Raw genomic sequence first — 11,782 nt, 5'->3', positions numbered from 1 at the left:
AACAATTTCAGAGCAAGGTGAGTTATAAGAATACAAAGAGCAGAAATAAAAAATAAACGTTAAACATAAATTAAAATATCATGAGTGATAATTCAAAAGTATTAATAGGGCTTTTAGCCGGTTTGGCTGCAGGTGCAGCATTGGGATTACTTTTAGCACCTGAAAAAGGAAGTGATACCAGAGATAAATTAAGTCAATCACTAAAAGATCTTGGGGACTCTATCAGAGATAAAGCTGCTGATGAAATAAACCATCTTGCCAGCTTAAAAGATAAGGTTGTAGGGTCTGTTAAAAGCAAACTCCGTCAGTCTGAAGAAGAATTTATTGATGATGTAGAGCACGCTTAATAAACAACCTTTAAACCAATAGTATGGAGGAAAATCACGAGAATAAGGAGAAGGGCATTGAGGACCTGTATGAAGATGCAAAAAGTTATTTAGATACCAGGGTTGAGTACACACGTTTATATCTTGTAGAGAAAATCTCAAAGATATTTGCCGATTTGGTAACCAACGCTGTGGTAGCTATTTGCTTTGTGTTGGCCTTTTTGTTTGGCACTTTTACTTTAGCCCTTTTCTTGTCAGACCTGCTTGGAAGTTATACAAGAGGTTTTGGTTGCGTGGCGTTAATCTATGTCTTTTTGGCACTGATCGTTTATTACACGAAAGAAAAATATATCGAGAAGGCAATAATAAACTTTACTATCAGAAATTACTTTAACAAATTGGCGGATAAGGATGAAGAAGACAAGAAAATATAATATCCGGAACCTGGAAGAACTGCATGCAACGGTAGCCAGCCTAAAAGCTGAATACACCATGCAGGAAGATGCGCTGCTAAGTGATACGAAAGTGTATTTCAGGCAATTTACTTTAGGCGGTTTTATTAAAAAATATGCAACTCCTTCAGCTTTCCTGAAAATGGATGATAAATTGAATCTGAGCAGTAGTTTAATGTCTTATATATTGCCTTTTATTATGAATACCACATTGTTCAGAGGGTCGGGTTTTCTTACAAAAACACTTGTGGGCCTGGCATCAAATAAAGTAGGGAAAACTTTAGATGCAGAGCATTTGTCGGCTATTTTTAATTCCGTTAAATCCTGGTTTACCGGCTCTAAGAAAAAGAGAGAAAGTACGGAAGTCGATTATGGCATTCCGCCAGATAGTGAAAGCTATTAAAATAAAAAAGGGAGTTCAAACGAACTCCCTTTTTTATTTGCCAACCGGCCTTAAGCCGTTGTTTTTATTTTCAATTCGTTCAATTGCTTATCGTCAATTGTAGAAGGGCTATCAATCATAACATCTCTGCCCGAGTTGTTTTTAGGGAAAGCAATTACATCACGAATGGTATCAAGGCCTGCAAAAATAGAGCATAACCTGTCAAAGCCAAATGCAATACCACCATGCGGAGGTGCCCCGAACTCAAAAGCGTCCATCAAAAATCCAAACTGTTTTTGGGCTTCTTCAGCCGAAAAACCTAAATGTTTAAACATTAAGGCTTGTAAAGCCCGGTCGTGGATACGGATTGAACCACCACCAATTTCAGTTCCATTTACTACCATATCATAAGCATTAGCCCTTACTTCTCCTGGTTTAGAGTCTAGCAGATCAATGTCTTCTGGCTTAGGCGAGGTAAATGGATGGTGCATAGCATGGTATCTTTCAGTCTCTTCATCCCATTCTAAAAGAGGGAAGTCAAGTACCCATAAAGCGCTGAATTTGTTTTTATCGCGTAAACCTAAACGGCTGCCCATCTCTAAGCGCAGCTCACTTAATTGTTTGCGCACTTTATCTTGTAAGCCTGCCATAACCAGCACTAAATCGCCGGGCTGAGTATTAAAAGCTGCCGACCATTTCTTTAACTCATCTTCATCATAGAACTTGTCTACAGATGATTTTAATGAGCCATCTTCATTATGCCTTAAATAGATCAATCCTGTTGCACCAATCTGTGGACGCTTAATAAAATCAGTCAGCTCATCAACCTGTTTACGGGTATAGCTTGCACAGCCTATAGCATTAATACCAACAACAAGCTCTGCATTGTCAAATACAGGGAAATCTTTGCCTTTAACAAGATCCGTGATTTCAACAAACTTCATGTCAAAACGGGTATCAGGCTTATCAGAGCCATAAAAACGCATGGCATCAGCATATTGCATTCTTGGCACTTCAGGCAAATCAAAGTTCTTAACTTCTTTAAACAAAGTACGGATCAGCCCTTCAAAAGTATTTAATATATCTTCCTGCTCAATAAACGACATTTCGCAGTCTATCTGAGTAAATTCCGGCTGCCTGTCAGCACGCAAATCCTCATCCCGAAAGCATTTTACAATCTGGAAGTACCTGTCAAATCCAGATACCATTAACAGTTGTTTAAAGGTTTGTGGAGATTGAGGTAAAGCATAAAACTCACCGGCATTCATACGGCTTGGCACTACAAAGTCCCTTGCACCTTCTGGTGTAGATTTAATAAGTACAGGTGTTTCAACTTCAATAAAGTCTAGCCCATCTAAATATCTGCGTACAGCCTGTGCCATTTTGTGACGCAATATCATATTGTTACGAACCGGATTTCTACGTAAATCAAGGTAACGATATTTCATTCTCAGGTCATCACCACCATCAGTTTCATCGTCTATTAAAAAAGGAGGTAGTTTAGCTGAATTTAATACTTCAAGGGCAGTTATTTTTATCTCAACTTCACCAGTAGGTATTTTAAGGTTCTTGTTAGAGCGCTCTACAACCAATCCGCTGGCTTTAATAACGAACTCTCTTCCTAAATTACGGGCAGCTTCACACAATTCACGATTATCATCCATATTGAAAACCAATTGGGTAATCCCGTATCTGTCACGGATATCTATAAAGGTCATGCCTCCTAAATCTCTTGATTTCTGTACCCAACCGCAAAGGATTATATTTTCTCCTAAGTTCTTAATGGTTAAAGCGCCGCAAGTAGTTGTTCTTAACATTATTAAAATTATTAAGCGGCAAAAATATTCATTTTGAACCACATATTTTAAATGCTGACGATTTTACTTGCTATATTTAATTTATTAACTGTTTAGAAGGGCTTCTCATCATGCTGAATTCATTTCAGCGCCCCGCTTAACCATGTTTTTTGAAAGATAAGTCCGGGATGATGAAATGAATTCAGCATGGAGGTGTCAGATTACGGAGCTTGGATGGGAGGGTTCTCAAAACTTTTTTTAATACAACATGCAACGTTTTAGAAAACCTGCTGTCATATTAAACGAATCAGAAAAACATTGGAAGCAGTATACATAGATAAGCACGTAGAATTAGTAGCCAATTGCCGCAAAGGCGATAGGAAAGCACAATTTGAAATTTACAAATTGTATGCTAAAGCTATGTACAATGTGGCCCTCAGAATAGTTAACCATGAGGCCGAGGCTGAAGATGTTTTACAGGAAGGATTTTTAGATGCCTTTACAAGAATAGAAACCTTTAGGGGCGAAACAACTTTCGGCTTATGGCTAAAGCAGATCATCATTAATAAATCAATTAACCAGCTGCGGAAACGAAAAGCAGAATTTATAAGTATTGATGACGTAGATGTTGCTGATAACGAAACAGAGGATGAAGAAGAACTGGAATTAAAAGTAAATGAAATCAGAGAGGCCGTGGCCAGGCTTCCTGATGGATATAGAGTGGTGTTAACACTGTATTTATTTGAAGGGTATGATCATGAAGAAATATCGCATATCCTAAAAATATCTGAAAACACATCGCGTACACAATACATGAGAGCCAAGATGAAGTTAAATGGCTTATTAGAAAAGAGAGGAGCATAAGATGAGCAAAAAGTTAGAAGAGTATATCAGAGAGCATAAAAAGGCCTTTGATGACGGGACACCTTCAGATCAGTTGTGGAGTAAAATTGAAACAGCATTAGATAAAGAAAAAGTAAAAAAGCCTTTGAGGGTGCCGTTGTGGTTCGCTATAGCTGCATCCCTGATCGTGGTGATGGCAATTACTTTTATATATACTTATCGTAGTCAAAAAACAGGGGTAGAAATAGCAGATGTGAATCCGGTTTATGCACAAAAAGAAATGAAATTTGCCAGCCTTATAGAACAGAAAAAAGATAGTTTAATGGTGTATGCAGAGGAAAATCCGAAACTATACAGCGAGTTTAGTGCTGATTTGCAAAAACTGGGTGCTGATTACGAAAACCTGAAAAAGCAATTGCAAAACAGTCCAAACCAGAAATTGGTAGTACGGGCCATGGTAAAAAATCTGGAGCTGCAGCTTCAGGTAATAAACCAGCAATTATCCATTATAAACGAGGTCAGTCAATATAAAAGGGAAAACAAAATTTAAACAAATGAAACCATCATGATTTTTCAAACCACTTAGTGGAATGGATAAATCTGATAGTATCATCACAATCGAAAAATAATAAACTATATAAGGATGAAAAATTTAACGGGAGTTCTTGCAGCCCTGCTACTAGCATCGGGCATTGCCGACGCACAATCTATAAATATCGAAAGTGCGATAAATACAGAGGTGGCAGTTAATGTTTCGCAGAAAACAGATATTGATGTTGATACACCTGTAGGCTTTACGCAGAACCTAAGCCAGGGAGACGATGACCCAATGCGTTCAAAAACCTTTACTAAAACTTTTGCTGCCGATAATTCTGATAAAATAGTATTGAGTAATCAATATGGATCAATACAGGTAAAAACATGGGACAGAAAAGAGGTAAAAGTTGATGTTGATATAAAAGCTTACAGCAATAATGAAGCAGATGTTCAGGCTTTATTGGATAACATTGAAATAGAAGCCGGAAAATCGGGAGACCAGATTGTTTTTAAAACCAAAATGGAGCAAAGGAACGGCAATTGGGGTAATGGAAGCCGAAACGGAAGAAGATGGCGCAGGGAAGTGAAAATTAATTACGTTGTTTACATGCCGGCAGCCAATGCACTAACCATGTCGCAAAATTATGGAGATATTAATATGGGCGACTTAGGCGGCGCACTTTATGTAAAAGTACAGTATGGTAATTTTACCGCTCAGAACTTAAATAATAGCAACAATTACATCTCAGTTCAATATGGTAAAACCAATGTTCAATCAGTAAATAAAGCCATTGTTAAACAGCAATATGGATCTGGCTTGACCATAGGTACGGCTAACACAATTGATATTGATGCCCAATATACCGCGGTTAATGTTACAAATATTAAAGGAAACGCAGTTATTAAACAACAATATGGCTCAGGTCTTACCGTAGGGTCAGTAGAAAACCTAGATCTGGATGTTCAGTATGCCAATGTTAATCTAAACACCATTAAAGGAAACGCAAAAATCAGACAGCAATACAACAACATCAGCATTTCATCAGTTGGCAGCTTAGATCTTAATGCGCAATACACAAGTGCAAGTATTGGAACTTTAAGGGGCGATGGAAAATTCGATATGCAATACAATAAGTTAAGCATTGATGAGGTAACCAATAGCTGTAAATCGTTAACTGTTGATGGCGGGTACCTTGGCATCTCTGTTAATTTTAACAATTCCTTTAATGCAGATTTTGATGTACATACCAGTTATGCTTCCTTTAACTATGGCGACAGGGTTTCGGCCAGAATTACAGATGGAGGAGACAGAGGATCGACTACTAAAAACTATACCGGTAAAATAGGCAATGGAGGTGGCGCCAGGGTAAAGGTAAAATCCGATTACGGTTCAGTATCATTTAAATAAAACTAAACCAAACACAACTAAAGCTTGTTGATAAATTCAGCAAGCTTTTTTTATATCTTAGCTTCAAAATATAATTTAAAAAATATGGAATTTTTGAGCAGTCCCGAAGCTTGGATATCATTACTGACCCTGACCATTTTAGAGATTGTTTTAGGGATAGATAACATCATTTTTATCTCTATTCTGTCTGGTAAATTACCTGTCGATCAACAAAAAAAAGGCCGTCAATTGGGTTTGGCTCTTGCCATGATTACCCGAGTACTGCTGCTATTGTCGCTTACCTGGGTAATGACTTTAACCTCCGAGCTGTTTAATCTGGGGAACTTAATAGGCGTTTCTAATGCCGAATGGTTAGCAAAACTGTCCATATCCGGGCGTGACCTCATCCTTATTGTAGGAGGGCTCTTTCTAATTTATAAGAGTACCCACGAAATCCACGAGAAACTGGAAAGTGAAGAAGAAAAAGAAATTAAAGGCAAGGTGCACTCTTTTGCAGGTGTAATCATCCAAATTCTACTCCTGGATATTGTATTTTCATTAGATTCTGTAATTACAGCCGTAGGTATGGCAGAGCATGTTGAGGTAATGATCGCTGCGGTTGTTATCGCTGTAATTATCATGATGTTCTCGGCCAGTGCAATCAGTAATTTTGTAAACGACCACCCTACAGTAAAAATGCTCGCCTTATCATTCCTGTTGTTAATTGGTGTTTCGCTTTTGGCCGAAGGTTTAGATCAGCATATTCCTAAAGGATATATTTATTTCGCAATGGCTTTTTCAGTTTTAGTAGAGATGCTGAATTTGAAAATGAAAAAGAATGCCAAAAAACCTATTGAGTTGAGAAATACCCCTCGCGAAGAGGAAACTAAAAACTAATACCATTAATGATTTCTTTTTTTGAAGCCTCCCTTGCTGAGCTTTCCATACATAGAATTGGAAACAAATCGCAAGACGAATTTTACGTGTTGTCTGAGCAGTCTGTAACCATACAAGATAACATGCTAAGCAATCTGTTACAGCAATATTTTCTTAGCCCTTACGAAAAGGTGAATGAGATTTATCGTTTTTTTCATCCCAATTCCGATCTTAACTTAAATGAAGTATATCATTTTGCATCAGAGATATTCGAAAAAGGGGAAACCTTTCATGAAAACGGTAAAGAGCTTGCCAAATATCTTTACGATGTATCCGGGCATCCGAAAATAAAATCAGGAGAGCTCTATTTGGCCTATTTCGAAAACGTGCAAATAGAAGGAGAGCTTCATGATGCTATCGGGATCTTCAAATCGGAAACCAAAGAAACTTACTTAAAAGTATACCCGGAAAATAGTGGCTTCGGCTTAAGTTACGAACAGGATGCCATTAATATCAATAAGCTTGATAAGGGTTGCCTAATCTTTAATACCGATAAAGAAGAGGGGTTCAGGGTAGCAGTAATAGATCAAACCAATCGTAGCGCAGAGGCAGTTTACTGGAAAGATGAGTTCCTGAAGCTAAAAATCAGAAACGATAACTTTAATCAGACAAACAATGTGTTGGGGGTATACAAAACCTTTGTTACCGAACAGCTAGATCAGGAATTCGATATCTCTAAGGCCGATAAAATAGATTTGTTAAACAAGTCTATGAAATACTTTAAAGAAAAAGAAAGCTTTGATATTGATGAATTCTCGAACGAGGTGATTGGCAATACCGAAGGGATCGAAGCCTTTAAAAACTATAAGAAAAATTACGAAGAAGAGTTTGATGCACCTATTCCTGATAGTTTTGATATTTCAGGAGCCGCGGTAAAGAAACAAGCACGTGTTTTTAAAAGTGTGCTTAAGCTTGATAAAAACTTCCACATCTATATCCATGGCGATAAGGAACTGATAGAAAAAGGGTTCGATGACGATAAATCTATGAATTACTACAAGGTTTATTTCAGGGATGAGGAGTAATTAGTAATTAAATAATTGTAGTTTAGTGGTAAGCCAAATATCCTAAACTATAATATGAACCCTGAACCGCAAAAGAGTAGTATTTTCAAAGTAATAGGGGCGTCGTCCCTCGGCACATTAATCGAATGGTATGATTTCTATATTTTTGGAAGCCTTGCCACCATTATCGGATCACAACTTTTTCCTGCCGATGCAGGCGCCTCTGCATTAATAAATACCCTTGCAATATTTGCTGCGGGGTTTATTGTTCGTCCTTTTGGCGCATTGGTATTTGGTCGTTTAGGAGATCTTATTGGCCGTAAATATACCTTTCTGTTAACCCTGGTACTTATGGGCGGCTCAACCTTTTTAATCGGGCTTATCCCATCTTATTCCAGTATCGGCTATGCCGCACCAATTTTAGTATTGATTTTACGATTGATACAAGGCCTTGCCCTTGGGGGCGAGTATGGCGGTGCAGCAACGTATGTAGCAGAGCATGCACCTGCAAATAAACGCGGCTTTTTTACCAGCTGGATTCAAACCACGGCAACCGGAGGGCTATTCCTTTCGCTTGGTATAATTGTATTAACCAAAAACATACTTGGTACAGATGATTTTGCCGACTGGGGTTGGCGGGTTCCATTCCTGTTATCTATTTTATTAGTAGGTGTTTCCATCTATATCCGCATGAAAATGCACGAATCGCCAATGTTTGCTAAGCTTAAAACCGAAGGCAATATTTCTAAAAATCCGCTCAAAGAAAGCTTTAGCCACAAGGCGAATTTTAAAATGGTTTTGCTGGCTCTTTTTGGTGCAACAATGGGGCAAGGAGTTATTTGGTATACAGGTCAGTTTTATGCCCAATCGTTTATTGAAAACACTTGCCATGTAGATTTTAACGACTCCAGGTATATTCTTTTATGGGGTATAGCATTTGCAACCCCCTTCTTTGTGGTATTTGGTTCTTGGAGCGATAAAGTAGGCCGAAAGTGGATCATGCTTACCGGGATGTTGCTGGGTATTATTTTTTACAGGCCAATATATCAGATATTTCTAGACGATACCGATGTAACCAGAATAGAACAAAAATACATTAAAGTGATTTCCAATCCTGTAACTACAAGAACCTTAATAGAAAACAGCTCAGATAGTTTAATTACTACTACATCGCAGGTTACCTTATTAAGCGGAGGCTCATTTACAAAAATACAGGCGCATACCAAATATGCTGATCCAGGAAAACCGGCAACTATTTCGCCGGATGTTTTTAAGGATAAGAAACTTTCTACTCCTGTTTTCTGGAAATTTGTATTCCTTATTTTCTTTCAGATTGTTCTGGTAACTATGGTTTATGGCCCAATTGCAGCTTTTTTGGTTGAGTTGTTCCCAACCAAAATAAGATACACCTCTATGTCGCTGCCATACCATGTGGGTAATGGCGTGTTTGGTGGTCTGGTACCTTTTATTGCTACGCTTATAGCCAGTTTCTCGGGTTCTACGCCACTATCCGGCTTGTGGTATCCAATTGGTATTGCGGCATTAAGTTTCGTTATAGGCGCAGTTTATTTATCCAATAAGAAGCCAGACCATGGCGAGGCTGATCATTAATTAAAAAAGAAATTACGATGAACGCATTAAAAAAAGCATTAGGAATATTCTGGATCATACTTGGTCCGGCATCCATCATATTTATGTTTATGCAGGCTATTGAAAAAGTAGGCCTGGCACCCGAAGGAGTTGCCAAAACAAATACCGCCCTGCAGTGGGGAATTATCCTGTTTATTTTTATCCCAATCAGTGCAGGCCTTGTTGTTTTTGGCTATTATGCACTTAAAGGAGAATACGATAAGTTACCGGAAGATTAGGTTACAATACCCGTAGTAATAATCCTTTTAAATACTCACCTTCAGGGAAGGAAATACGTACAGGGTGATCTTCTGGCTGGCTAAATTGCTTTATAATTTGCACTTCTTTACCTGCGTCTAATGCTGCCCAGGCAATAATCTGTTTAAAAGTTTCTAAATCCACAGCGCCAGAGCAGGAGAAAGTAGCCAATATACCACCACTTTTAAGAAGAAGCATGCCAAGTCGGTTTAAGTCCTTGTAGGCACGTGCAGCCCTGTCTAATGCCGATCGTGACGGTGCATATTTTGGTGGGTCAAGCACTAGTACATCAAACTTCTTACCCTCTTCTTTAAACGTACGCAGTTGCTTGTTTACGTCTGATTGGATACTGGTTTGCTTATCCTGAGCAATTCCGTTCAGGCTAAGGTTATGTTGCAAGGTTTCTATGGCAAGGGCAGAGCTGTCAACACTGGTTACATGAGCTGCTCCCTGCTTTAAGCTGTTTAATGAAAAACCACCACTATAGCAGAAACAATCCAATACGGTTTTATCTTTGGTATATTCTGCAAGGATTAATCTGTTGTCACGCTGATCACAATAGAAGCCCGATTTTTGTCCGTCTGCAATATTAATGTGGTAAACCACGCCATTCTCTTTTACTTCAATAAACTCCGGAGGAGTTTCTCCCCATAACAAGCCCTGGGTAGCTTCCAGGTTTTCGTGTTTGCGAGCTCCGGCATCACTTTTATCAAATATTCCTTTAGGATTTAGCTCTTCCCTTAAAATATCAATAATATCTTCTTTAGCAGCTTCTATACCTGCGCTTAAAATCTGCAGAGATAAAAAGTCAGCATATTTATCTACAATTAAGCCGGGCAAAAAGTCGGCCTCACTAAATACAAGTCTGCAGGTATTCGTGTGTTCATTTAACACATGCTTGCGCGATGCAATTGCACCTTTAAGCTTTTGCTGATACCAGGCTTTGTTTATTTCAGTATTCTGATTCCACTCTAACAAGCGCAAAGCAACTCTCGACTGGTCATTGTAATACGCATAGGCCAGAAATTCTTTCTCTGCCGACCATACAGATACGATCTCGCCGTTTAAAGGCTTGCCTTTAACTTTATCTAATGCTCCTGAAAAAATCCATGGATGGCGAAGTACGGCAGCTTTTTCTTTGCCTTTTTTGAGTATTACATCGATCATGGCGCAAATATAATGGAAAAATAGCATTTTCTTCGGAGTCTGGCATCTGTTGCCCGCTACGCTAAATAGGCAACAGCGCCTTGGCCTCCTCTGAGAAAACAATTTTTTTTGGAAAACAGAGGGGCAAAGAGGGTGGGCAGTATGAGAATTGGGGTGCATAGCTATTTTTCATTACTTTTACGATTTGAGAGGAATAATATGGAAGAAATAACCTGGAATGACTTTGAAAAGGTAGAACTCAGGGCGGGAACTGTTCTGGAGGTTTTCGATTTTCCGGAGGCGAGAAAGCCGGCTTATAAAGTAAAGGTAGATTTTGGTGAGCTGGGAATCAGAATGAGTAGTGCGCAAATTACCGCTCTTTACACTAAAGAGGAGCTTGTAGGTAAGCAAATAGTAGGAGTGGTTAACTTTCCTAGAAAACAGATCGGTAAATTTATGTCGGAGTTTTTAGTAACCGGTTTTGCAGATGAGAATGGAGATATTGTATTAACAACCTTAAATGGTAAAGTGCCTAATGGCAGTAAATTGTGCTAAATGAGCTATTATAATTTTTCAGAAGAAGAAAACCCGGCTGCAGAGGATGAACACTACATGCTTTTAGCCCTCCAGGAGGCTCAAAAAGCATTTGATGCGGAAGAAATCCCAATTGGCGCAATAGTGGTATGTAAGGGCAGGATAGTAGGTCGGGGTCATAATTTAACAGAACAGCTAAATGATGTTACTGCACATGCCGAAATGCAGGCATTCACAGCAGCTTCGCAAACTCTTGGTGGTAAATATTTAAAAGATTGTACTCTGTATGTAACGGTAGAGCCTTGCGTAATGTGCGCAGGAGCAAGTTATTGGACACAAATAGGCCGCATTGTTTACGGTGCACCGGAGCCAAAAAGAGGTTTCACTACTAAAGGAGGGTCGTTATTACATCCTAAAACCATTTTACAGGGAAATGTTCTTGCACTTCAGTGCGGTGATCTGATGAAACGGTTTTTTATAAATAAAAGGGGTTAATATTGACAAATAATTGAACAAAACTTAACCCCCGAATGTTATATTTGCTCAGTTGAA

The 11,782-nt window shown here is 38.7% G+C and carries 14 protein-coding genes; 12 read left to right on the top strand and 2 right to left on the bottom strand.

Features of this window, described 5'->3' with window-relative positions:
- The first annotated feature begins 80 nt into the window (after window positions 1–80).
- From CPT03_RS18260 to CPT03_RS18250, 3 genes are read left to right on the top strand one after another with little or no spacing between them, the layout of a single operon-like run.
- Entirely contained in the window at window positions 81–347 is a 267-nt protein-coding gene (locus CPT03_RS18260) for a YtxH domain-containing protein (RefSeq protein ID WP_099440174.1), read from the top strand.
- Between the two features lie 23 nt (window positions 348–370).
- Complete coding sequence (locus tag CPT03_RS18255; RefSeq protein ID WP_099440173.1) at window positions 371–760, top strand: phage holin family protein; 390 nt, start codon at window positions 371–373, stop codon at window positions 758–760.
- Window positions 738–1,181, top strand: a complete 444-nt coding sequence (locus tag CPT03_RS18250) for a hypothetical protein (RefSeq protein ID WP_099440172.1) — start codon at window positions 738–740, stop codon at window positions 1,179–1,181. Before CPT03_RS18255 ends, CPT03_RS18250 begins: the two co-directional genes overlap by 23 nt.
- A 50-nt stretch (window positions 1,182–1,231) precedes the next feature.
- On the opposite strand, the gene aspS is transcribed toward CPT03_RS18250, so the two are convergent.
- On the bottom strand, window positions 1,232–2,977 hold the full coding sequence (aspS, locus tag CPT03_RS18245) for an aspartate--tRNA ligase (protein ID WP_099440171.1): 1,746 nt from the start codon (window positions 2,975–2,977) through the stop codon (window positions 1,232–1,234).
- A 297-nt stretch (window positions 2,978–3,274) separates the two neighbouring features.
- Here aspS and CPT03_RS18240 point away from each other — a divergent pair, with 297 nt between their 5' ends.
- The 7 genes from CPT03_RS18240 to CPT03_RS18210 all read left to right on the top strand — a co-directional run bounded on the left by CPT03_RS18240 (window position 3,275) and on the right by CPT03_RS18210 (window position 9,531).
- On the top strand, window positions 3,275–3,820 hold the full coding sequence (locus tag CPT03_RS18240) for an RNA polymerase sigma factor (protein WP_099440170.1): 546 nt from the start codon (window positions 3,275–3,277) through the stop codon (window positions 3,818–3,820).
- Window position 3,821: 1 nt separating this feature from the next.
- Window positions 3,822–4,349 (top strand): hypothetical protein, encoded by a 528-nt coding sequence (locus tag CPT03_RS18235; protein WP_099440169.1) that lies wholly within the window; start codon window positions 3,822–3,824, stop codon window positions 4,347–4,349.
- A gap of 93 nt (window positions 4,350–4,442) precedes the next feature.
- Window positions 4,443–5,744 carry a hypothetical protein gene (locus CPT03_RS18230; protein ID WP_099440168.1) on the top strand — a complete coding sequence of 434 codons (1,302 nt, stop codon included), beginning with the start codon at window positions 4,443–4,445 and terminating at the stop codon, window positions 5,742–5,744.
- Window positions 5,745–5,828: 84 nt separating this feature from the next.
- The gene (locus CPT03_RS18225) at window positions 5,829–6,620 is read left to right on the top strand and encodes a TerC family protein (RefSeq protein ID WP_099441175.1); all 792 of its coding nucleotides are present in this window, start codon (window positions 5,829–5,831) and stop codon (window positions 6,618–6,620) included.
- An 8-nt stretch (window positions 6,621–6,628) separates the two neighbouring features.
- Window positions 6,629–7,684 (top strand): nucleoid-associated protein, encoded by a 1,056-nt coding sequence (locus CPT03_RS18220; RefSeq protein WP_099440167.1) that lies wholly within the window; start codon window positions 6,629–6,631, stop codon window positions 7,682–7,684.
- Window positions 7,685–7,738: 54 nt separating this feature from the next.
- A complete protein-coding gene (locus CPT03_RS18215; protein ID WP_099440166.1) occupies window positions 7,739–9,274 on the top strand; it encodes an MFS transporter in 1,536 nt (511 codons plus the stop codon).
- A gap of 17 nt (window positions 9,275–9,291) precedes the next feature.
- Window positions 9,292–9,531, top strand: coding sequence for a DUF6814 family protein (locus tag CPT03_RS18210; protein WP_099440165.1), 240 nt, complete (start codon window positions 9,292–9,294; stop codon window positions 9,529–9,531).
- 1 nt (window position 9,532) lies between these two features.
- Here CPT03_RS18210 and CPT03_RS18205 read toward each other — a convergent pair whose 3' ends face one another.
- A complete protein-coding gene (locus CPT03_RS18205; protein ID WP_099440164.1) occupies window positions 9,533–10,717 on the bottom strand; it encodes a class I SAM-dependent rRNA methyltransferase in 1,185 nt (394 codons plus the stop codon).
- Between the two features lie 198 nt (window positions 10,718–10,915).
- On the opposite strand from CPT03_RS18205, the gene CPT03_RS18200 reads away from it, so the two are divergent.
- Both CPT03_RS18200 and CPT03_RS18195 read left to right on the top strand, forming a co-directional pair.
- Window positions 10,916–11,251, top strand: a complete 336-nt coding sequence (locus CPT03_RS18200; RefSeq protein ID WP_099440163.1) for a tRNA-binding protein — start codon at window positions 10,916–10,918, stop codon at window positions 11,249–11,251.
- A complete protein-coding gene (locus tag CPT03_RS18195; RefSeq protein ID WP_099440162.1) occupies window positions 11,252–11,725 on the top strand; it encodes a nucleoside deaminase in 474 nt (157 codons plus the stop codon).
- Window positions 11,726–11,782 lie beyond the last annotated feature (57 nt).

It is taken from the genome of Pedobacter ginsengisoli (genome assembly GCF_002736205.1).
Lineage (GTDB): Bacteria > Bacteroidota > Bacteroidia > Sphingobacteriales > Sphingobacteriaceae > Pedobacter > Pedobacter ginsengisoli_A.
Note: the sequence above shows the minus strand (reverse complement) of the source record. Positions and strands in the feature narration are given on the sequence as shown.

Bases quoted from the DNA above. Each gene is read 5' to 3' on its own strand.
- CPT03_RS18235 (WP_099440169.1), top strand. From the start codon at position 3,822: ATGAGCAAAAAGTTAGAAGAGTATATCAGAGAGCATAAAAAGGCCTTT.
- CPT03_RS18225 (WP_099441175.1), top strand. From the start codon at position 5,829: ATGGAATTTTTGAGCAGTCCCGAAGCTTGGATATCATTACTGACCCTG.
- CPT03_RS18230 (WP_099440168.1), top strand. From the start codon at position 4,443: ATGAAAAATTTAACGGGAGTTCTTGCAGCCCTGCTACTAGCATCGGGC.
- CPT03_RS18220 (WP_099440167.1), top strand. From the start codon at position 6,629: ATGATTTCTTTTTTTGAAGCCTCCCTTGCTGAGCTTTCCATACATAGA.
- CPT03_RS18200 (WP_099440163.1), top strand. From the start codon at position 10,916: ATGGAAGAAATAACCTGGAATGACTTTGAAAAGGTAGAACTCAGGGCG.
- CPT03_RS18255 (WP_099440173.1), top strand. From the start codon at position 371: ATGGAGGAAAATCACGAGAATAAGGAGAAGGGCATTGAGGACCTGTAT.
- CPT03_RS18205 (WP_099440164.1), bottom strand. From the start codon at position 10,717: ATGATCGATGTAATACTCAAAAAAGGCAAAGAAAAAGCTGCCGTACTT.
- CPT03_RS18195 (WP_099440162.1), top strand. From the start codon at position 11,252: ATGAGCTATTATAATTTTTCAGAAGAAGAAAACCCGGCTGCAGAGGAT.
- CPT03_RS18215 (WP_099440166.1), top strand. From the start codon at position 7,739: ATGAACCCTGAACCGCAAAAGAGTAGTATTTTCAAAGTAATAGGGGCG.
- CPT03_RS18210 (WP_099440165.1), top strand. From the start codon at position 9,292: ATGAACGCATTAAAAAAAGCATTAGGAATATTCTGGATCATACTTGGT.
- CPT03_RS18260 (WP_099440174.1), top strand. From the start codon at position 81: ATGAGTGATAATTCAAAAGTATTAATAGGGCTTTTAGCCGGTTTGGCT.
- CPT03_RS18250 (WP_099440172.1), top strand. From the start codon at position 738: ATGAAGAAGACAAGAAAATATAATATCCGGAACCTGGAAGAACTGCAT.
- aspS (WP_099440171.1), bottom strand. From the start codon at position 2,977: ATGTTAAGAACAACTACTTGCGGCGCTTTAACCATTAAGAACTTAGGA.